The organism is Amycolatopsis roodepoortensis (genome assembly GCF_024628825.1).
Classification (GTDB): Bacteria; Actinomycetota; Actinomycetes; order Mycobacteriales; family Pseudonocardiaceae; genus Amycolatopsis; species Amycolatopsis roodepoortensis.
This window is the reverse complement of the sequence record NZ_CP102415.1, coordinates 7,403,629-7,422,440: the sequence shown is the minus strand read 5'-3', so window position 1 is coordinate 7,422,440 and position 18,812 is coordinate 7,403,629. Positions and strand designations below refer to the sequence as shown.

Annotated in this window: 19 protein-coding genes; 9 read left to right on the top strand and 10 right to left on the bottom strand. The window is 70.4% G+C overall.

The window, feature by feature from the left end; genetic code table 11:
* Window positions 1-166 precede the first annotated feature (166 nt).
* Complete coding sequence (locus tag NQK81_RS35745) at window positions 167-499, top strand: plasmid stabilization protein (RefSeq protein ID WP_126734424.1); 333 nt, start codon at window positions 167-169, stop codon at window positions 497-499.
* An 11-nt stretch (window positions 500-510) separates the two neighbouring features.
* A complete protein-coding gene (locus tag NQK81_RS35740) occupies window positions 511-1,953 on the top strand; it encodes an aminotransferase class I/II-fold pyridoxal phosphate-dependent enzyme (protein WP_257485005.1) in 1,443 nt (480 codons plus the stop codon).
* Here the strand turns inward: NQK81_RS35740 and NQK81_RS35735 are convergent.
* The gene (locus NQK81_RS35735; RefSeq protein WP_126734426.1) at window positions 1,950-2,294 is read right to left on the bottom strand and encodes an STAS domain-containing protein; all 345 of its coding nucleotides are present in this window, start codon (window positions 2,292-2,294) and stop codon (window positions 1,950-1,952) included. The two genes, NQK81_RS35740 and NQK81_RS35735, sit on opposite strands and share 4 nt — an antisense overlap.
* Before the next feature lie 86 nt (window positions 2,295-2,380).
* Between NQK81_RS35735 and NQK81_RS35730 the strand changes: the two genes are divergently transcribed.
* Both NQK81_RS35730 and NQK81_RS35725 read left to right on the top strand, forming a co-directional pair.
* Window positions 2,381-2,758 carry a VOC family protein gene (locus NQK81_RS35730; RefSeq protein ID WP_126734427.1) on the top strand — a complete coding sequence of 126 codons (378 nt, stop codon included), beginning with the start codon at window positions 2,381-2,383 and terminating at the stop codon, window positions 2,756-2,758.
* Between the two features lie 86 nt (window positions 2,759-2,844).
* Entirely contained in the window at window positions 2,845-3,627 is a 783-nt protein-coding gene (locus tag NQK81_RS35725) for a GAF and ANTAR domain-containing protein (protein ID WP_257485004.1), read from the top strand.
* Window positions 3,628-3,690: 63 nt separating this feature from the next.
* Here the strand turns inward: NQK81_RS35725 and katG are convergent, their stop codons facing one another.
* Together katG and NQK81_RS35715 are read right to left on the bottom strand one after the other, a co-directional pair.
* Window positions 3,691-5,925, bottom strand: a complete 2,235-nt coding sequence (gene katG / locus NQK81_RS35720; RefSeq protein WP_257485003.1) for a catalase/peroxidase HPI — start codon at window positions 5,923-5,925, stop codon at window positions 3,691-3,693.
* Between the two features lie 24 nt (window positions 5,926-5,949).
* Window positions 5,950-6,375, bottom strand: a complete 426-nt coding sequence (locus NQK81_RS35715) for a Fur family transcriptional regulator (RefSeq protein ID WP_126734430.1) — start codon at window positions 6,373-6,375, stop codon at window positions 5,950-5,952.
* 126 nt (window positions 6,376-6,501) lie between these two features.
* On the opposite strand from NQK81_RS35715, the gene NQK81_RS35710 reads away from it, so the two are divergent.
* On the top strand, window positions 6,502-7,464 hold the full coding sequence (locus tag NQK81_RS35710) for an NsdA family TPR-like regulatory protein (RefSeq protein ID WP_257485002.1): 963 nt from the start codon (window positions 6,502-6,504) through the stop codon (window positions 7,462-7,464).
* On the opposite strand, the gene NQK81_RS35705 is transcribed toward NQK81_RS35710, so the two are convergent.
* Genes NQK81_RS35705 through NQK81_RS35690 form a run of 4 tightly spaced genes read right to left on the bottom strand, consistent with a single transcriptional unit; the run spans window position 7,440 to window position 12,194 of the window.
* On the bottom strand, window positions 7,440-8,822 hold the full coding sequence (locus tag NQK81_RS35705) for an MATE family efflux transporter (RefSeq protein WP_257485001.1): 1,383 nt from the start codon (window positions 8,820-8,822) through the stop codon (window positions 7,440-7,442). The two genes, NQK81_RS35710 and NQK81_RS35705, sit on opposite strands and share 25 nt — an antisense overlap.
* Window positions 8,819-9,877 (bottom strand): PLP-dependent cysteine synthase family protein, encoded by a 1,059-nt coding sequence (locus NQK81_RS35700; protein ID WP_126734433.1) that lies wholly within the window; start codon window positions 9,875-9,877, stop codon window positions 8,819-8,821. Before NQK81_RS35700 ends, NQK81_RS35705 begins: the two co-directional genes overlap by 4 nt.
* The gene (locus NQK81_RS35695) at window positions 9,874-11,220 is read right to left on the bottom strand and encodes a type III PLP-dependent enzyme domain-containing protein (protein ID WP_257485000.1); all 1,347 of its coding nucleotides are present in this window, start codon (window positions 11,218-11,220) and stop codon (window positions 9,874-9,876) included. The genes NQK81_RS35700 and NQK81_RS35695 overlap by 4 nt, the downstream gene beginning before the upstream one ends.
* On the bottom strand, window positions 11,211-12,194 hold the full coding sequence (locus NQK81_RS35690) for an ornithine cyclodeaminase (RefSeq protein ID WP_126734435.1): 984 nt from the start codon (window positions 12,192-12,194) through the stop codon (window positions 11,211-11,213). The genes NQK81_RS35695 and NQK81_RS35690 overlap by 10 nt, the downstream gene beginning before the upstream one ends.
* A 101-nt stretch (window positions 12,195-12,295) precedes the next feature.
* Between NQK81_RS35690 and NQK81_RS35685 the strand changes: the two genes are divergently transcribed.
* A complete protein-coding gene (locus NQK81_RS35685; RefSeq protein WP_257484999.1) occupies window positions 12,296-13,588 on the top strand; it encodes an amidase family protein in 1,293 nt (430 codons plus the stop codon).
* A gap of 88 nt (window positions 13,589-13,676) precedes the next feature.
* Here NQK81_RS35685 and NQK81_RS35680 read toward each other — a convergent pair whose 3' ends face one another.
* Window positions 13,677-14,096 (bottom strand): GNAT family N-acetyltransferase, encoded by a 420-nt coding sequence (locus tag NQK81_RS35680; protein ID WP_126734437.1) that lies wholly within the window; start codon window positions 14,094-14,096, stop codon window positions 13,677-13,679.
* A 93-nt stretch (window positions 14,097-14,189) separates the two neighbouring features.
* On the opposite strand from NQK81_RS35680, the gene NQK81_RS35675 reads away from it, so the two are divergent.
* Window positions 14,190-14,873, top strand: a complete 684-nt coding sequence (locus tag NQK81_RS35675) for a TetR/AcrR family transcriptional regulator (RefSeq protein WP_192742850.1) — start codon at window positions 14,190-14,192, stop codon at window positions 14,871-14,873.
* Here NQK81_RS35675 and NQK81_RS35670 read toward each other — a convergent pair.
* Window positions 14,819-15,775 (bottom strand): alpha/beta hydrolase, encoded by a 957-nt coding sequence (locus tag NQK81_RS35670; protein WP_257484998.1) that lies wholly within the window; start codon window positions 15,773-15,775, stop codon window positions 14,819-14,821. The two genes, NQK81_RS35675 and NQK81_RS35670, sit on opposite strands and share 55 nt — an antisense overlap.
* A 178-nt stretch (window positions 15,776-15,953) precedes the next feature.
* Between NQK81_RS35670 and NQK81_RS35665 the strand changes: the two genes are divergently transcribed.
* Both NQK81_RS35665 and NQK81_RS35660 read left to right on the top strand, forming a co-directional pair.
* Window positions 15,954-17,117 carry a DUF418 domain-containing protein gene (locus tag NQK81_RS35665; protein WP_257484997.1) on the top strand — a complete coding sequence of 388 codons (1,164 nt, stop codon included), beginning with the start codon at window positions 15,954-15,956 and terminating at the stop codon, window positions 17,115-17,117.
* A 128-nt stretch (window positions 17,118-17,245) separates the two neighbouring features.
* On the top strand, window positions 17,246-17,764 hold the full coding sequence (locus tag NQK81_RS35660; RefSeq protein WP_257484996.1) for a DUF4188 domain-containing protein: 519 nt from the start codon (window positions 17,246-17,248) through the stop codon (window positions 17,762-17,764).
* Window positions 17,765-17,773: 9 nt separating this feature from the next.
* Here NQK81_RS35660 and NQK81_RS35655 read toward each other — a convergent pair whose 3' ends face one another.
* Window positions 17,774-18,808 (bottom strand): AraC family transcriptional regulator, encoded by a 1,035-nt coding sequence (locus NQK81_RS35655; RefSeq protein WP_257484995.1) that lies wholly within the window; start codon window positions 18,806-18,808, stop codon window positions 17,774-17,776.
* Window positions 18,809-18,812 lie beyond the last annotated feature (4 nt).

The following is an 18,812-nucleotide window of genomic DNA, read 5'->3' as shown; positions in this document are numbered from 1 at the left end:
GTCTTCCATGAGCGACGTAGCGTTCACCAAAGTCACCTCTCCCCGTGTCGCCGTACCGATACCCGGCCCGCGGAATCGGTAAACATCGCCCTGCCCTGGACGGGTGATCTTGCGATTGACCGGCGGGGCGAACGGGTATCCGCAGGTCACGAGCGAAGGAGGAACCGTGCCTGAACAGAGCTGGAGCGACAAACGCGAACGTCAGTACGAGCACATCAAGTCCTCTCAGAAGAAACGCGGCGCGAGCACCGGCCGCGCCGAGGAGATCGCCGCCCGCACGGTGAACAAGAACCGCGCCCAGTCCGGTGAATCCAAGACCGCGAGCAAGAGCTCGACCAAGGACAAGTCGCCGCAGAAACGCGGTGGCGAACGGTCCGGCAACCGGAAGGGTCCCGGCGGGCCGACCAAGGACCAGCTCTACAACGAAGCGAAGAAGCGCAACATCAAGGGCCGGTCCAGCATGACCAAGAAGGAACTGCAGAACGCGCTCGGCCGCTGATCGGAGACAGGATGGACCACTCGCGCGCACCGGTGCTGGAAGCCATCGACGCCTACCGCCGCGCGGGCGGGCTCGCCTTCACCCCACCGGGTCACAAACAGGGCCGCGGCGCGGATCCGCGCGTGCTGGACCTGCTCGGCCGTGACGCGTTCGCGTCGGATCTGCTCACCCTCAACGGTTTGGACGACCGCAGGATGTCCCGCGGCATCCTCAGCCAGGCACAGGAACTGATGGCCGACGCGGTGGACGCCGAGCACACCTTCTTCTCCACCTGCGGGAGCTCACTCTCGGTCAAGAGCGCCATGCTCGCCGTCGCCGGGCCGGGTGAACGACTCCTGGTGTCCCGCAACGCCCACAAATCGGTCGTCGCCGGACTGGTGATCAGCGGTGTGCACCCGGTCTGGGTCCGCCCCCGGTACGACGAGGAGCACCATCTCGCGCATCCTCCCGGCCCGGAGGAGGTCGAAGCCGCGCTAGCGGCCGCGCCCGATGTCAAGGGCATGTTGCTGATCACCCCGACCGACTACGGCACCTGCGCCGACATCCGCGGTGTCGCCCGCGCCTGCCATGCGGTGGACAAGCCGCTGATCGTCGACGAGGCATGGGGCGCCCACTACCCGTTCCACGACGACCTGCCGACCTGGGCGATGGACGGCGAAGCCGACCTCTGCGTGACGAGCACGCACAAGATGGGCGGCGGGCTCGAACAGGCGTCGGTGTTCCACCTGCAGGGCGAGCGGGTCTCCCCCGACGTGCTCAAGGCCAGGGAGGATCTCCTCGGCACCACGAGCACCTCCGCCCTGCTGTACGCCTCCCTCGACGGCTGGCGCAGGCAGATGGTCGAGCACGGCGAGGAACTGCTGGGCGACGCGCTCGCGTTGGCCGCCCGCGTGCGGGCGAAGATCGAAGACATCCCCGGGCTGCACGCGCTCGCCGCGGAATTCCACCCGCTCGCGTTCGAACACGACCCCCTCAAGATCGTGATAGACGTCGCCGGGCTCGGCATCACCGGTTACCAGGCGGCCGACCATCTCGCCGAACGCCATCTGCACACCGGCCTGTCCGACCACCGGCGGATCGCGGTGCAGATCACCCACGCCGACGACGAGGACACGGTGTCCGCCCTGATACGCGGCCTGCGGGGGCTGTCCCGCCACGATTTCGAGCGGCGGCCGGCGGTCGACCTGCCCTCCGCCGCCGAACTGACCCTGGAGATGCGGATGCTGCCCCGCGACGCGTTCTTCGCCGACGCCGAGCATGTGCCGCTCGACAAGGCCGAGGGCCGCGTGAGCGCCGAGATGGTCAGCCCCTACCCGCCGGGCGTGCCGGCGATCGCGCCCGGTGAGGTGTTCACCGACGCGATCATCGATTATCTCCACACCGGCGTCCGCTCCGGCATGTTCATCTACGATGCCGCCGATCCCGAACTGGGCACGGTCCGCGTCGTCGCTTAGGCTCCGGCCACCTTCAAGGTGGGCAACAGCCCGGTGAGCTCCAGTGCCCGGCGCAGGACCTTGGACGGCGCGAGACTCAGGTCGATCCCGGCTTCCTGGCAGTGACGATTCAGCTGCACCAGCACGGAAAGACCTGAGGAATCACAGAAACCGACGCCGGTCATGTCGATCACCGCGGCGTCTGGGGCATCGGCCAGCAGCTCGAAGAGCTCGGCGCGGAGCCGGGAACTGGTCGCGATGTCGATGTCGCCCGCCACCTCGACGGTGATCGCTGCTTCCGAGCGGGCCGCCTCGACCACGACGAGAGGAGCGGCTTGCCCGGCTTCGGTATCGATCGCCATTCCTCGACGGTAGAAGGGCGCGGACGGGACCGCAACCGTCGCACCGGGACGGTCCGCTCCGGACGAAGGCGGGCTATCCTCGCCGTATGGCCTGCCGTATCACCGAACTCATCCTCGACTGCGCCGACCCGGTCCGGATGGCGGCCTTCTGGTGCGAAGTGCTCGGGTACGTCGAAATCGGCAAGGACGGCGAAGACATCGAGATCGGGCCGCCCGGTGTCGGCTTCGGCGGACCTCAGCCGACGTTGATCCTGAGCCGCAGCGACGATCCGAAGCCGGGCAAGCTGCCCCTGCACATCGACGTGAACCCCACCGACCGCGATCAGGACGCGGAACTGGAGCGGTTGCTCGCCGCCGGGGCGCGGCCCGCCGACGTCGGCCAGACGGGGGAAGAGTCGTGGCATGTGCTCGCCGACCCCGAGGGAAACGTGTTCTGCCTGCTCCGGGCAAGGGTCGACCCCTGAGGCACTGTCCACATCGGACTCTCGATTGGCGGCTGACGCCGCAGGGTACCCGGTGAGGGACGGCGGACACGAGTGGATGGTCAGTGATGGCGGACGAACGACTGTGGCAGCGTGACAAGGCCGGCTTCGGCTCCGGCGAGAGCCCGTCCTCGGGCCCGCTGGCCGAGCAGTTCGTCGAGCTCACGCGCCTGCTGCTGGCGGCCTCGACGCCCGCCCAGGTCCTGGAGCAGGTCGTCAACGCCGCGTACCGGGTCGTCCCGGGCGCGGACCTGGTGTCGGTCACCCTGCGCGCCCCGGACGGGACCTTCCACACCCCCGTCTGGACCGGTGAAGTGGCGCTGGCGCTCGACCAGGTGCAGTACCGCGCGGGTACGGGGCCGTGCGTCGACGCCGCCGACAGCGAAAGCCCCGGTTACATCCGCAGCGAGGACCTGAAGGCGGAGAAGCGGTGGCCGGACTTCTCGCAGGCCGCCGTGCGGGAGGGTTACACCGCGATCCTGTCCACCGTGATGGTGCCCGACGCGCCCCCGCCGAGGGTGCCCGGCGCGCTGAACATCTACAGCCGCCGCCCCGGCGCGCTCGATTCGCGCGCACAGGACACCGCGTTGCTGCTCGCGACCCACGGCTCGCTCGCGCTGGCGGCCACGAAAGCCGTGAGCCGGGCGGAGCTGGAGGCGAGCCATCTCCGGCGGGCCGTCGAATCGCGTGACGTCATCGGGCAGGCGAAGGGGATCCTCATGCAACGCCGCGGCCTGACCGCCGACGAGGCCTTCGACCTGCTGCGCCGCACCTCCCAGGACCTCAACGTCAAGCTCGCCGAACTCGCCCGCACCCTCGCCACCCGGCACACCGAGCTCGACGTTCCGTGAAGCGCGTGAAGGCCCCCTTCCCTCGGCTGAGCCGAGGGAAGGGGGCCTTCACGCGCAAGGGCCTCAGGCGAGGTCGAACCGGTCCAGTTCCATGACCTTGGTCCAGGCCTTGGCGAAGTCGGCGGCGAACCGCTCGCGCGCGGCCTGCCCCGCGTAGACCTCGGACAGCGCCCTCAGCTGGGAGTTCGAGCCGAAGACGAGGTCGACCGCGGTGGCCGTCCACTTCACGTCGTCCGTGGTGACGTCACGGATCTCGTAGACGTTCTCCTCGGACTCCGACACCTTCCACCTGGTCCCCGGCGAGAGCAGGTTGGTGAAGAAGTCGTTGGTGAGCACGCCCGGCCGGTCGGTGAAGACCCCGTGGCGGGTGTCGCCGGCGGTGATCCCGAGCGAACGCAGGCCGCCGACGAGGACGGTCATCTCCGGGGCGGTCAGGTCGAGCATGTAGGCGCGCTCGACGAGCAGGACCTCCGGCTGCAGCTTCTCCCCGGGACGCAGGTGGTTGCGGAACCCGTCGGCACGCGGTTCGAGCAGCTTGAACGACTCGACGTCGGTGTCCTCCTGCGTGGCGTCGGTGCGGCCGGGGTGGAACGCCACGCTCACCTCGGTGCCGGCGTCGCGCGCGGCCTTCTCGACGGCGGCCGTGCCCGCCAGCACGATCAGGTCGGCCAGCGAGATCTTGGCGCCACCGGCGTCGTTGAACTCGCGCTGGATGCCTTCCAGCGTCGCCAGGACGCTCCTGAGCTCCTCCGGCCGGTTGACCTCCCAGTCACGCTGGGGCGCCAGGCGGATCCGGGCACCGTTCGCGCCGCCGCGTTTGTCGGTGGACCGGAAGCTCGCCGCGGAGGCCCACGCCGTGCCGACCAGCTGGGCGACCGTGAGCCCGGATTCGAGCACCTTCGCCTTGAGGGCGGCGATGTCGGCGTCCCCCACGAGCTCGTGGTCGACCTCCGGCACCGGGTCCTGCCACAGCTGCGGCTCGGGGACCCACGGGCCAAGGAAGCGGCTGACCGGGCCCATGTCGCGGTGCAGCAGCTTGTACCAGGCCTTGGCGAAGGCGAGGGCGAACTCGTCCGGGTTCTCCAGGAAGCGGCGCGAGATCTTCTCGTACGCCGGGTCGACGCGCAGCGCCAGATCCGTCGTGAGCATGGTCGGCTTGTGCTTCTTGGCCGGGTCGTGCGCGTCCGGGATGATCGCCTCGGCGTCCTTGGCGACGTACTGCTTCGCGCCGCCGGGGCTCGTGGTGAGCTCCCATTCGTAGCCGAAGAGGATCTCGAAGAACCGGTTGCTCCACTGCGTCGGCTTGTCGGTCCACGTCACTTCGAGACCGCTGGTGATCGTGTCGGCGCCCTTGCCGCTGCCGTGGGTGCTCAGCCAGCCGAGGCCCTGCGTCTCGATCGGGGCGGCTTCGGGTTCCGGGCCGACGTGGTCGTCGGCGATACCGGCGCCGTGGGTCTTGCCGAAGGTGTGCCCGCCGGCGATGAGCGCGACGGTCTCCTCGTCGTTCATCGCCATCCTGGCGAAGGTCTCCCGGATGAAATGCGCCGCCGCGGCCGGGTCCGCGTTGCCGCGGGGCCCCTCGGGGTTGACGTAGATGAGCCCCATCTCGGTCGCGCCGACGTCGGGCACCATCTCGGAGTCGCTGGCGTAGCGCTCGTCACCCAGCCAGGTGTCTTCCGGACCCCAGAAGATCTCCTCGGGCTCCCAGGTGTCCACCCGGCCGAAGCCGAAGCCGAAAGTCTTGAACCCCATCGATTCCAGCGCGACGTTCCCGGCGAGCACGAGCAGGTCGGCCCAGGAGATCTGCTGGCCGTACTTCTCCTTGACCGGCCACAGCAGCCGCCGCGCCTTGTCGAGGTTGGCGTTGTCGGGCCAGCTGTTGAGCGGGGCGAAGCGCTGCGCGCCGTCTCCGGCGCCACCACGGCCGTCGTGGATGCGGTAGGTGCCCGCGGCGTGCCAGCTCATCCGGATCATCAGGCCGCCGTAGTGGCCGAAGTCGGCGGGCCACCAGTCCTGCGAGGTGGTGAGCACCTCGACGATGTCCCGTTTGAGGGCCTCGACGTCGAGTTTGGCGAATTCCTTGGCGTAGCTGAAGTTCTCACCGAGGGGGTTGGCCTTCGGCGAGTGGGCGTGCAGCACCGACAGATCGAGCTGGTTCGGCCACCAGTCCTTGTTGGTGCGCGGGCGGCCGCCCGTCTTCGGCGTCGGCGAATCGATCGCCGGGTTCTCGCTCTCGCTACCGTGCGCGGTCACGGAGTCGTGGGCCACGGGGCAGCCCTTCTCCGGGGTGTCACTCATTTCTTTCCTTCCGGGCAGGCGATTTCATCGCTGGACGGGTTCGGCCGCGCAACCGGGGCACAGGCCCCAGTAGACGACCTCCGCCTCGTCGATCACGAACCCGTGATCGCCCGAGGCGGTGAGACAGGGGGCATGGCCGACGGCGCAGTCGACGTCCGCGATCGCACCGCAGGACCGGCAGACGACATGGTGGTGGTTGTCCCCCACCCGGGTCTCGTAGCGGGCGAGCGCGCCCGCCGGCTGGATACGCCGGATCAGCCCGGTTTCGGTGAGCGCCCGCAACACGTCGTAGACCGCCTGGTGGGAGACCGTGGGCAGGTCGGCCCGCACCAGCGCTATCACCGTTTCGGTGTCGACGTGCGGATGATCGCGCAGCGCCGCGAGCACGGCCAGCCGGGGCCGAGTCACGCGCAGCGAAACCGCTCGCAGCTGTGCCTCGAAGTCGGACATCACCATGGACCCTAAGAGCGTCTTTGGAACCGGTCAAATCAAGGCCCCCCGAGGAGTGACGGCCGGTTTCGGAGGGGGCGGCTCCGGGTAGCCGGAGGAAGGCCATGACTTGCGTGAGGTGAGTTCATGACAACGACCGGAAAAGGCGGACCGCCGGGTCGCATCGGCACCACCGACGTCGAATGTCTCGAAAACGCCGTCGACGTCCTGCGCGCGCTGGACTACCGGCAGGGCGGCGCCTTTTCCCACGACGCGGTGCACGTCGTGAAATCGGTCAGCCTGCTGCTCAATTGGGGTTCGGTGCCCGGCGCGCTGCGCCCGCGGCTGCTGACCGTGCTCGCCGATCTGCACAATCTGCTCGGCTGGACGGAATTCGACATCGGCCGCCGGATCCCGGCGCGGATCCGGTTCGACCGCGCGCTCGGCCTCGCCGCCGAAGCGGGGAACGACAATCTCGTCGCCAACATCCGGTACCGCCTCGGCAGGCTGGCCCTGCACCACGACGACCTCGAGGACGGGCTGAGCCAGCTCCGGCACGGCCAGGCCGCGGCCGAGCGGTCCGGATCCCGGCGGGCGCGGGCGATCCTGACCGTCAACGAGGCGTGGGCACTGGCCAAGACCGGCGACGAACGCGCCACCCTCGCGTGCCTCGCGCGGGCGGAATGCCAGTTCGAGAGCGCGGAAACCTGGGCACCCGCGCACCCATGGGAAGCCTTCTTCGGCACCACGGACATGGCCGCGATGCGAGGGACCGTCCTGACCGAACTGGCCAGGACGGTCGCCTCACGCCACAGCGACGAGGCGATCGCGCGGCTACGCGACGCCGTCGACGGCTACGGCGCGGAAATGTCCCGCAGCCTGGCGCTCACCTTGATCATGCTCGCGCAGAACCACGCGCTCCAAGGCGATTTCGACGAAGCCGTCCGCACCGGCTCCGAAGCGCTGGACCTGGCACGCGGCCTCGGTTCCATCCGCACCAAGGACCGGCTCGGGCCGCTGGCGGCGCTCCTGCGCGGGCACGCGACCGACCCCGCCTCCCGCGATCTGCTCCACCGGATCGACCGCTACCGCGCCGAACCAGGCCCGTGAGCGGCGAACCGCCGTGCGAGCAGCGCCGCCGTCGCCGCGAAACCGAGGCACAGCCCGGTCCAGACACCCCAGCCGCCCCAGCCGAACACGTAGGCGCACAAGAACATCGCGGGCACACCCACCGCCCAGTAACCGACGAGGGTGCAGCGGAGCCCGGAAACGGTGTCGCCGAGGCCGCGCAGCAAACCGACGAGGATGTTCTGGGTTCCCTTGCTGTACTGCTGCGCGATGGCGAACACCAGCAGTGCCGACGCCGTGCCGAGCACCACCGTGTCGGCCTCGTCGTGCAGGAACGGCCACAACAGCGCTTCCGGCACCACCAGGTACGCCAGGCTCACCACCGCCATCAGCGACCAGGAGAGGGTGAACGCCTGGCGGGCGATCACCGGCGCCCGCCCGTGATCGCCGTGGGCGACCGCGCGACTGACCAGAATGGACGATCCCTGCGACAGCCCGATGTTCGCCTGGTAGACGATGTACGCGAGCTGGTTCGCGACGTTCGACGCGGCGAGCATCGCCGGGCCGAAGGCGCCCATCAGCATGGTCGCGATCGAGGTGATCGCGGCCTCCGACCCGTAGGTGAAACAGATCGGCGTCCCGTGCCGGACGATCCGCCGGACCACCACCGGATCCGCGCGCCAGAGCGCGAGCGACACCATGGGGCGCAGCGAGGGATCCCGCCGGACGGCCGAGGCGAACACGGCGAGTGTGAAGAACTGGACCAGCGTCGTCGCCAGCCCGATCCCGGCGACGCCCAGCTCCGGCAACCCCGCCCAGCCGTAGATGAAGGCCGCGTTGAGGGCGGCGTTGACCGCGATCGACACCAGTGTCACGGCGAGGAGCGAACCCGGACGCCGCAGCCCGACGGCGAACTGGCGCACCACGTTCAGCCACACCATGGGGAACAGCCCGCCCGCCAGCGCGAACATCATCGCCCTGGCGAGCGACACGATCTCCGGTTTCTGCCCGAGCAACGGCAACGCGGCCGCCAGTCCACAAAGGACGGCCGCGCCCGCCGCCGCGGTCAGCGTCGCGACGAGCAGCGCGGACCGCAGGAGCGACCGGATCTCGTCCCGCGCCCGCTCGTCGAGTTCCCCGGTGCCGGTGCGGAGTTCCCCCGCCCCGGCCGCCGTGGCCACGAGGTTCCCGACGCCGGTGACCATGCCGACGCACATGGTGCGGATCTGGTTGTAGAGCAGGATCGCCAGCCCGCCCGCCGCCACCGCGGTCACGCCGAGCAGCCCGAGCATGGCCAGGTCGACGCTGGTGAGCGCCACCTGCGCCAGCTGGATCCCCGCGATCGGCGCGGCCAGCGCGACGAGCGCGCGGTAGCCGCGGGTCTCCACCGCCGTGCTCATACGCCCACCGCCACCGGCGCCGGGCGAGCCGTCCGGTCGCGGGTGGCCGCGCGCACGGACGCGGCGTAGGTGGCGAACCAGCGCTCCATCCGGCGGTGGGCCAGTTCGTCGAGCACTCCCCTGGCCCGCAGCCATTCGTCGTCGTAGACCGAGTCGAGGTACTTCTCCCCCGCGTCGTTGCACAGCACCACGACGACGCTTCCGGCCGGATACGCGTAGAGCCGCCGGAGCGCGACGTGGATCGCGCCGCCGGTGGTCCCGCCGACCAGGACGCCCGTGCGCCTGGCGACGACGCGGGCCCCGGCGAAGGCGTCGCTGTCGGACACCCGGTGGGCTTCGTCGATCACCGACCGGTCGACGTTGTCCCCGACCGGGAAACCGGCCGGGCTGCCCGCCCCGGTCTGGTGGTAGATCCCCGGAGCGCCGCCGAAGATGATCGAGCCGACGGGTTCGACCGCGACCGCGCGGGTGCCCGCCCCCGCCGCGCGCAGGGAACGCGCCGTCCCGCACAGGGAGCCGCCGGTGCCGATCGCCGCGACGAGCACGTCGACGTCGCCGAGCTGGCCGATGAGTTCCCGCGCCAGCCCGGCGTACCCGTTGCCATTGCCGGGATGGTTGTGCTGATCGGGATGGTAGGCCCCGTTTTCCGCGGCGATCCGGGCCGCGACGAGCCGCCGCTGGACCGAGCCGACCCCGCCGTCCGGCGGGTTCTCGACGAACACCAGTTCCGCGCCGAGGGCGCGCAGCATCCGGAGCTTCTCCTTGGCGGCGTGGTGGTCGACCACGGCCGTGAACCGGTAGCCGCGTTCCAGCGCCACCAGGGCGAGCCCGTTGCCGGTGTTGCCGGAGGTGGGTTCGACGATATGCCCGCCCGGCCGCAGCCGCCCTTCGAGTTCCGCCTCGTCGATCATCTGCCTGGCCATGCGCACCTTGCACGAGCCGGTCGGGTTGAGGTGGTCGAGTTTGAGCAGGAGGCGCGTCCCGGTGCCGGTGCGCGCGAGCTCCAGCAGCGGCGTGTTCCCGATCAGCTCGGACGCGCGCTGGACGATCGTCATCGGATCTCCTGGATCGGGTAGTCGGTGTCGACGTGCCAGCGGTCGCCGTCGGTCACCACCTTCGGGGGAAGGGGAAGCTGATGGAAGCCGCTCTCGTTCTTGTCCATCTGGTAGCCGGCCGTGTTGGGGTACACGAGCAGATCGCCGGTCCTCGGCCGGGCGGGCAGCTCCACCGCGCGCCAGGTCAGCACGTCGTACTCCATGCAGCTCGAACCGGCGACGACGGTGCGCACCGGCCCACCGTCCGTGGCTTCCCGGCGTACGAGAACCGGATCGGGCAGGAACTCGCTGCCCTTCCACTGTTCGGACAGGCTCATGGACAGACCGGCGACCGTGGTGATCAGGTGGCCTTCGGCCGGTTTGCAGCCCAGCACCGGGAAGACCGAGAACCCGGCGCCGTCGACGAGGGCACGCCCCGGTTCGAGCAGCAGCTCGATCCCGGCCGCGCGCAGCCGCTCCGCGAGCGGTTTCCCGGCGATCTCGTGGCGCAGGATCGCCGTCACCATGGCCGCCCCGGCCGGCGCCTGGTGGTACGGATAGGTCTTCGACGGATTGCGGCCGGCGTGGAACCAGCCGTCGTTCCTGCCGGACTCGAACCGCGCCCAGTCCCCGGCGTCCACATAGGACACCGCGATCCCGCCACCGATGCTGATCTTCGACGCGGGCTGCCCGAACGCGCGGGCGTCCTGGCACAGATCGATCAGGTACGCGGCCAGTTCCGCCCGCGGCACGGGATCGTAACCGTCGAGATGGAACGAGAAACCGCGCAGGACGACCGATTCGGCGCACTGCCGCACAGCCGTTTTCAAGGCGTCGGGAGCGAAGCCGAACCGGCTCTCCGGCGCGGACGGCGGCCGCACCCGCAGCAGCACCTGGGCCGTCTCCCCGAGCTCGGCGGCCATGCGCGCGACGCGTTCCAGCTCGTCGGCCGCGTCCACCGCGAGCAGGCAGCGGTGCCGCAGGGCGAGCCAGAGGAGGCCGTCCGGTTTGGCGGCGCCGGTGACCCCGATCGATTCGCCGCGCAGACCGTTTCCGAGGGCGTGCACCAGTTCGGGCACGCTCGCGACGTCGACGCCCGTGCCGGGCCGGACGCATTCCCGCAGCCACGCCGCCGCTTTGTTGGCCTTCTTTCCGTAGTAGACGGTACCTTCGACGCGCTCGGCGGCGAGCGCCGCGACCATTCCTTCGAGGTTCCCGGCGAAAGTCGCCGGATGGATCACGTGGAACGGCCCGCCACCGACGGCGCGCGCGATCTCCCACAGGGTCTCCGAGTCACGTAATCGCGGTGCCCAAGGGCGTTCGAGCGCGGGCAGGGGCGGGGAAAGGGTGTCGATCAGGTCCACAGGGCCACCTCGCGGCCGCGGCCCGCCGCGATGGCGCGGGCGGCCAGCGCGTGCGCCACCGGGATGTCGGTGATGATCATGCCGCTGCTGAAGGCGAACACCCGGTCTTCGTCGCCGCGGCGGCCGGGCGCGCGACCGGCGAGGATCTCCGGCAGTTCGGCGTCGATCCGGAACACGCCGTCCGGGCCCGCCATCCGCTGTCCGGTCACCTCGACCTGCGCGCCGCTGGTGGCCACGGTGTAGTCCGCTTCGGCGAGCGTGCCCTCCTGGACCCCCTTGCTGGCGACCGAGATCAGCAGCCCGCCCGGCGGCAGCCAGCCGAGCCGGATCTTCGGGTGGGCCGCGCGGCCCGACGCCGCGACCACGATGTCGGCCTCGCGCGCCGCGGCCTCCACGTCGTCGACGAGTTCGACCTCGCGGTCGGGGAACCGTTCCTTCACCGCGGCGACGCTGTCGCGCAGGCCGTCGGGATGCGTGCCGAACAACCGCAGCCGCTCCAGTTCCGGCAACGCGGTGAGCAGGTACGGCAGCGTCCGGATCCCTTGCGCGCCGGTGCCGACCATGAGCGCGGATCGCGCGCCGGGCCGGGCACAGGACCGCGCGATCAGCGCGGTGCTGGCGGGCGTGCGGGTGGCGCCGACGCGGTGGCAGTCCATGAGCGCGAACGGCATGCCCGTGGTGTCGTCGTACAGGGTGATCGTCGTGTAGTACTTCTCGGCCGACGTGCTGCCCTGGCGGTAACTCGTCTTGAACGCGGCCTGTTCGAGGGAGCCGTCGTAGCCGAGCATCGAGTACGCGACGGCGTCCCGCGCGGGATCCGGCATCGGCACCATCAGCTTCGCCGGGTTCCGCGAGGCTCCCGACGCGTAGGCCAGGTAGCCGTCTTCGACCATGGTGATCGCCTCGTCCGGGGTGAGTTCGAGGTTGTGCAGATCCGAGCGCGTGAGAATGTGCAGCGAGGGACCGGAGCTCATGAACGATCGACCTTTCTCGTGGGAAGGTGGCGCGCCGCAGCTTAATGAAAACGATTGTCTTTTTCGTTGAGTGTGGCACTTGTCACGCTAAGCTGGCAACCGTGAGTGGGCCTTGGAGCGCTTCGGAAAGCCGTTCGCGCGCGGAAGAAGTCCGGCATCTGAACGCGATCAGCCATCTCGCGCCGGAGGACGGCGCACCGGGGACGAGCGGTCCGCTCAGCGGTATCCCGTTGGTGGTCAAGGACAACATCCACGTCGCCGGCATGCCGAACACCGCGGGCACCCCGGCGCTGGCGCACCACGTTCCGCGCGAGCACGCGGAGGTGGTCCGGCGCCTGGCCGACGCGGGCGCCGTGATCGTCGGCAAGGCGGCCATGCACGAACTCGCGTTCGGCATCACCTGCGACACGACCCCGCTCGGCCCGGTGCGCAACGCCCGCGACCCGTCCCGGTTCGCCGGGGGCAGCAGCGGCGGGACCGCGGTCGCCGTCGCGGCGGGCATCGTTCCGGCGGGCCTGGCGACCGACACCGGAGGTTCGGTGCGGGTTCCCGCCGCGCTCAACGGCGTTTGCGGTTTCCGGCCGACCTCGGGCCGCTATCCGTCCGGCGGCATGACCCCGTTGAGCACCACCCGGGACACGGCCGGGCCGATCGCCCGCACGGTCGCCGATCTCGCCCTTCTCGACGCGGTGCTCGCGGGCGAGGAGCCGGAACCGTTGGTCGAGCGCTCACCGATCCGGCTGGGCGTTCCGCACGGCTTCTTGACCGGCGATCTGGCCGAAGAGGTCGAAGAACTGTGGGACGCCGCGCTCGCCCGCCTGCGTTCGGCGGGTGCCGACCTGGTGCCGATCGACGACACGCCCCTCGCCGAACTCGTCGCCGACCAGGGAATGCCGCTGGTGATCCACGAAGCGGGCGTCGCGCTCCGGTCCTATCTCGCCGAATACGTGCCCGACGTCTCGTTCGAGCGCCTCGTCGCCGAGGTCGCCGCCGCCGACGTCCGGGCGATCTTCGCCGAGGCGGTCGTACCGGGTGTCGGGCCGGGCGTCTACGAGGCGGCCCTCGCCAACCGCTCCGCGTTGCGCGACACGTACGCGAAGATCTTCGCGGACAACGGGATCGACGCGCTGGCCTTCCCCACCACCCCCGCGACGGCCCGGGATTTCTCGGCCGTCGAGGAATTCGTCCACCGCGGGCGCGCGGTCCCGACCTTCCCGACCTTCATCCGCAACTGCCAGCCCGGCAGTATCGCGGGCTTCCCGGGATTGACCGTCCCGATGGGGCGCGACCGCGACGGCCTGCCCGCCGGACTGGCCCTCGACGGTCCGGCAGGCGAAGACCGGAAACTGTTGGCGGCCGGGGCTTTCGTCGAGCGGGTGCTGGGCGCCGGCTAGGCGGCCGCGTCGCGAAAGCCACTTTCGGGACATCAGAGGTCTCGAAAGTGGCTTTCGCGACACCGGCCACGAGACCCGGCGGCCTACCTCAGGAGTCGAGCACCCGCCGCATACCGACGGTCCCGGGAGCGGTCTCGACGAACCCGTGCCGTTTGTACAGCCGCCAGCCGGGCGGGTCGCCGAGCAGATTGACGTACGCGCCCGGAGCCGCGGCGTCGATCTCGGCGAGCAGAGCCGCGAGGACGGCGTCCCCGATACCGCGCCGCTGATGCGCGGGGAGGACCGCCATGTCGACGATGTGGAAGTACCACCCGCCGTCGCTGATCACCCGGCCCATCCCGACCGTCTCACCGGTGGGCCGGTGGATCACCTTGACCGAGGCCCAGGCACCGCCGACCCCACGTTCGGCCTGTTCCCGAGGCGGTTCGCTGAGCCCCGCCTCGCGGCGCAACCGCAGGTAGTCGTCGACCGGCGGCGAGCCCGCTTCCAGGCGGTAGGAGTCGTCCATGGTCGATCACCCCTTATCCGAGCCGACGGCGTTGCACCCGGCGCGTGCGATCGTAGACTGTGCCACTGACGGCGACAGGAAGAAGTACCGGTGATGACAGGCCGACGGCGCTGGACCAGCGACGACATCCTCGACGCGGCAGGCAAACTCCTGGAGGGCGGCGACGCGGAGGCGTTCAGCGTGCGCAAGCTCGCCGCGGTGCTCGGCACCGATTCCTCCAGTCTGTACCGGCATTTCCGGAACAAGGCCGAACTCCTGCGCGCCGTCGCGGACCGCGCCCTCCTCACCGCCATGGAGGGCTACAGCCCCGAAGGCGACTGGAAAAAGTGCGTCACCGACATCGCGTTCCGGCTCCGCGACGTCTTCGCCCGCCGGCCCCAGATCGCCACCGTCTGGGGGCGCTACGCCTCGGGCGGCAGCGGATCGCGCGCCGTACTGGAAGCGCTTCTCCAGGCGTTGCGCTCGTCGGGCCTGCCCGACGAGCGCCTTCCCGTCCACTGCCACCGGATCGCGGTTCTCGTGACCGCGCTGATCTCCGCCGACGGCGGGATCAGCACCCTCGCCACGGAGGATCGCGAGCACGGCCTGGAATCGTTCCGGGTCGCCGTGCTCGGGGCCGACCCGGAGCAGTTCCCCGCGGTGGCCCATTTCGCCCGCGAGATCCGCCCGCTCGGCACCGACCGCCGGGACGCCTACGCGGACATCCTCGCCGCGCACCTCGATCAGATCGAGGTCGAAGCGAGCGCCTCGCGCAGGAATTCGGATATCTCCGCCTGAGCGGCCGCGGCCTGCGGCTCCACCCCGGGCAGCGTCAGGAATCCGTGCCGCGCTCCCGGATATTCCGAAAGCCGGACCTCGGTCCCGGCTTCACGCAGCCGTTGCGCGTAGCGGCGGCCGTGGTCGGCGAGCGCGTCACGGGTGGGCACCACCACGAGCGCCGGCGGGAGCCCACTCAAGTCGTCGAAGCGGACGGGCGACCACTCGCGGGCGTCGACTCCCGGCGGAGCCGAAAGCCGTTGGACGAGCTGGAGTTGAGGCAGTGCCCGGGTCGGGCGGTAGGCGTACTCGGCGATCGAGGGATAGTCGTACATCGACTCGGTCACGTCGACCGCCGGATTGACCAGCACCTGCGCCCTGAGCCGCGGCCCGGCTTCCCTGGACCGGACGGCGGTGAGCGCGCTGATCAGCCCTCCGTAGCTCTCGCCGACCACGGCCACCCGTTCCGGGTCGACACCCCATTCCCCGGCGTGGCGCACCACGTGCACGAGCGTGTCCCAGCCGTCGCCCGCCGCGTCCGGGAGCGCAATGCCCGGCGCGGCCAGACGATGCTCGACCGAAACCACCACCGCGGGCAGCCGCGCGGCGAGGATGCTGTTGGGCCAATCGCATTGCACCGCGGTGCCGACGAAGCAACCTCCGTGGACGTGGACCACGAGAGGCAGGGCGACGTCGCCGCCGACGGCCGGGCGGTACACCCGGACCGGCAGATCGCGGCCGGGCAACGCGATCATCCGCCAGTCGATCAGGGCGCTGTCGTCCGGTTCCCCGAGGAACGCCCGGGCCGCCTTCGACGCCCGTGCCCGGTTTTCCGCTTCACGATAGGCGATCAGCTCCTCGGTCGTGATCGTCGAAAAGTCCGGCTCCGGCGGCCGTAGCCCGGCGGCGATCTCGTCGGTCATCTCTTCCGCTCCCCTCCCGGCGTCACGCCGGATTCGTCTTCGCATGGCCTGTCCGCCATTATGCACGCGGTGCGTGCAACGGCAAGCGCATCACCGATCGGGCGTGCTACGAAGTGACGGTGCCGGGTCGTCCCAACGACGGAGGTAGGCGGCCGCGTGCGGTGACAGGCTCGATACCATGAGTCACCAAACGTCGGCAGTCGCCGCCGCGCGGCAATCCCGTGGCGGCCGGATCTCCTCCCTGGACCTGCTCCGAGGCGTGGCGATACTCGGCACGTTCGGCACGAACGTGTTCCTGTTCGCGCATCCCGGCGGGCCGGCCGGTTTCTTCCAGGACTTCGTCGGCACCGCGACGACCTTCGCGGAGCGGGCCGAAGTCGGCTTACGCGTGCTGACCAACGGCAAATTCCTCGCGCTGCTGACGATCCTGTTCGGCGTCGGCCTGGAATTGCAGTACCAGTCCGCCCGCCGGCGCGGCGCTCCCTGGCCCGGCAGGTACCCGCTCCGGGCGGGAATCCTGTTCCTGGAAGGGGTCGCGCATTTCCTGCTCGTGTTCGAAGGCGACGTCCTGATGGCCTACGGGCTCACCTCGCTGCTCGTGGCGTACCTCGTCGGCCGGAGCGATCGGGTCGTGCGGAACGTCGTCGTCGTGGTGGGTGGCGTGTACGTGACGCTGGTGCTCGCCGCGACCGCGTTGCTCGTCGCCACCCCGGAGGCCGCCGGAGAACCCGTCCCGGTCGACCCCTCCGAGACGGCGAGCTGGCCCGCCCAGGTCGCCGCCCGGCTGAACGAGTTCTTCTTGCTGCGAGCGGAGATCGTGCTGATCGTGCCCTCCGCCGTCGTCCTGTTCCTGCTCGGTTCCCGCCTCCGCAGGGCAGGCGTTTTCGGCGACACCGACAAGGGAGCGCGGCTCCGCTCGCGCCTGCTCGTGCTCGGCTTCGCCGTCGGCCTGCCGTTGAACGTGCTGACCGGGTTCAGTGGCCCGGACTGGCTGCTCGTCGACCGGTACCTCTTGCCCCCGCTCGTCGCCCTGGGCCTGCTCGCCCTGGTCACCCATCTCAGCCTCCGGATGCGCGAGCGGCCCGGGGCTGTCCGAAGTGGACTGATCGCGGTCGGCCGCACCGCGCTCTCCTGTTACGTCCTCCAGAACCTGCTGGCCGGCGCCCTGTGCTACGGCTGGGGTCTCGGCCTCGCCGAACGTTTCGCGGACGTCCGTCCATGGTGGATCGTCGGCCTCTGGGCCTTCGTGGGGCTGGTGAACGTCGCCTTCGCCGCCCTGTGGCTCCGGCGGTTCGACCGCGGCCCGCTCGAGCTGCTCATGCATCGCCTCTACACGCGATGACGTCTCGACGCGATGCGGAACGTGTCCGGTTCGCCCCCCGTGGTGGCCGTCGATGCCCTCCGCACGAAGACCCTCCGCGCGGTGAACTGGGCACCGGAAGGAATCGACGGTCCGGCGAAGGAGAACCGATGAAGATCACCCCCGGCAGGGTCACACATCAGTACGACGGGGAGCTGGTGGTGTTCCACATCGGCATGACGTTCAACCGGTGGTGGCGGCCCGATCTCTGGCTTCCGGTCTTCCTCGCCATGCCGGCGATGATGCGCGAACTCGCCGAAGACCCGGACTCCGGACTGCTCGGCTACGAGTTCCTGTTCAACCGCAGAGGGCCGTTCGCCGTGCAGTACTGGTCGTCGGCCGACAAGCTCTACGCCTACGCGTCCGCCGGGTCGCTGAGCCACCGGCCGGCATGGACGAGGTTCAACGCGATGGCGAGGAAACACCCGGAGGCGGTGGGAGTCTGGCACGAGACCTTCGTCGTCGAGCGTGCCGAAAGCATGTTCGTCGGGACGCCCGCCATGGGGCTGCCCAAAGCGACGAAGACCGTCCCCGTCGAGAAGCGACTCCACCGTGCCCGCACGCGTCTGGCGGACGGCGCCACCGCGCTGCCGTCAAGCGCGGAGGATCGGCTGTGCCAGGCCGGTTGACCTCGGTGGTCAGGTCTCGCCGGCCGGACATCCGTCGCCCGAGGTGCGGGCGGCAAGGGGTGCCCGGCCGGTCCAACGCCGGTAAGCACGGCGGAACTCGCGTCCATCGCTGAAGCCGACTTCGGCGGCCACGGCCGAGATCGCCAGGGTGGAATGCCTGAGCAGCGCGGTCGCGTGCCGCTCGCGGACACGGTCTCGGACGGCGGCGAAACTCTCGCCCGCCTCGGCGAGCTGCCGTCGCAAGGTGCGTTCGCTGATGTGCATCTGCGCGGCGATGTCGGCCATGGTGAGCGGGCGGTGGAGGTGCGCCTTCAGCAGTCCTTCCACCGCGGCGACGACTCCGGGCCTGGTCCGCTCCGGCGCGATCAGGCTCCGGCACACCGCGAGAGCCGTCCGCAGCGTCGGTTCGTGATGAGTGGGGATCGGCACTCGCAAGACGTCGGAACCGATCACCAGCCGGTCGGCGTCGGCGTCGAAGTGCACCGGGCAACGGAAGAACCGCTGGTATCGGGCGGCATGGGCCGGCGGGCGGTAGGAGAGGAACACCCGGGTGGGTGTCCAGGTCTCACCGAGGACGGAGCGCAGGAACGCGATGGTGCTGGCGAACGCCTCCTCGGCGAGGAACGGCAGCAGGACGGGGTCCGGCCAACGCTCCCGGAGATACAGTTCGATCTCGTCGCCGTCCCAGCCCTCCGCGGTGAAGTCGGCGAGGCTGCCGGAAGCCCGGTGCAGTTCGTCGACCACCCGGAACGCGTCGCCGACGGTCGCGGACGATCTCATCGCCACGCCGACGAAGCCGAAGGACAGCAACGCGTCGCGAGCTCCGACCTCGAGGCCGAGAGGACGGCCGGGCATCGCCGCGACGGCCCTGCGGAGCACCGTCCTGGCTTGCTCCAACGACACGCGGACATCGACGTCGTCGAGGAGACCGGGTTCGAGCCCGGTCCCCGAGAACCAGGCCGGGACCGGGAGCCCGACCCGCCTGCCGATCGCCACGACCGCGCTCAGCAGCGTCGGCGGGATGGCCGCGTCAGCGGGTGTCATCGAC

Excerpts from the sequence above, each read along its gene's own strand:
- NQK81_RS35730 (WP_126734427.1), top strand. The coding sequence starts at position 2,381 with ATGGCCTGCCGTATCACCGAACTCATCCTCGACTGCGCCGACCCGGTC.
- NQK81_RS35655 (WP_257484995.1), bottom strand. The coding sequence starts at position 18,808 with ATGACACCCGCTGACGCGGCCATCCCGCCGACGCTGCTGAGCGCGGTC.
- NQK81_RS35740 (WP_257485005.1), top strand. The coding sequence starts at position 511 with ATGGACCACTCGCGCGCACCGGTGCTGGAAGCCATCGACGCCTACCGC.
- NQK81_RS35700 (WP_126734433.1), bottom strand. The coding sequence starts at position 9,877 with ATGACGATCGTCCAGCGCGCGTCCGAGCTGATCGGGAACACGCCGCTG.
- NQK81_RS35725 (WP_257485004.1), top strand. The coding sequence starts at position 2,845 with ATGGCGGACGAACGACTGTGGCAGCGTGACAAGGCCGGCTTCGGCTCC.
- NQK81_RS35680 (WP_126734437.1), bottom strand. The coding sequence starts at position 14,096 with ATGGACGACTCCTACCGCCTGGAAGCGGGCTCGCCGCCGGTCGACGAC.
- NQK81_RS35735 (WP_126734426.1), bottom strand. The coding sequence starts at position 2,294 with ATGGCGATCGATACCGAAGCCGGGCAAGCCGCTCCTCTCGTCGTGGTC.
- NQK81_RS35670 (WP_257484998.1), bottom strand. The coding sequence starts at position 15,775 with ATGACCGACGAGATCGCCGCCGGGCTACGGCCGCCGGAGCCGGACTTT.
- NQK81_RS35690 (WP_126734435.1), bottom strand. The coding sequence starts at position 12,194 with ATGAGCTCCGGTCCCTCGCTGCACATTCTCACGCGCTCGGATCTGCAC.
- NQK81_RS35675 (WP_192742850.1), top strand. The coding sequence starts at position 14,190 with ATGACAGGCCGACGGCGCTGGACCAGCGACGACATCCTCGACGCGGCA.
- NQK81_RS35660 (WP_257484996.1), top strand. The coding sequence starts at position 17,246 with ATGAAGATCACCCCCGGCAGGGTCACACATCAGTACGACGGGGAGCTG.
- katG (WP_257485003.1), bottom strand. The coding sequence starts at position 5,925 with ATGAGTGACACCCCGGAGAAGGGCTGCCCCGTGGCCCACGACTCCGTG.
- NQK81_RS35665 (WP_257484997.1), top strand. The coding sequence starts at position 15,954 with ATGAGTCACCAAACGTCGGCAGTCGCCGCCGCGCGGCAATCCCGTGGC.
- NQK81_RS35705 (WP_257485001.1), bottom strand. The coding sequence starts at position 8,822 with ATGAGCACGGCGGTGGAGACCCGCGGCTACCGCGCGCTCGTCGCGCTG.
- NQK81_RS35710 (WP_257485002.1), top strand. The coding sequence starts at position 6,502 with ATGACAACGACCGGAAAAGGCGGACCGCCGGGTCGCATCGGCACCACC.
- NQK81_RS35715 (WP_126734430.1), bottom strand. The coding sequence starts at position 6,375 with ATGTCCGACTTCGAGGCACAGCTGCGAGCGGTTTCGCTGCGCGTGACT.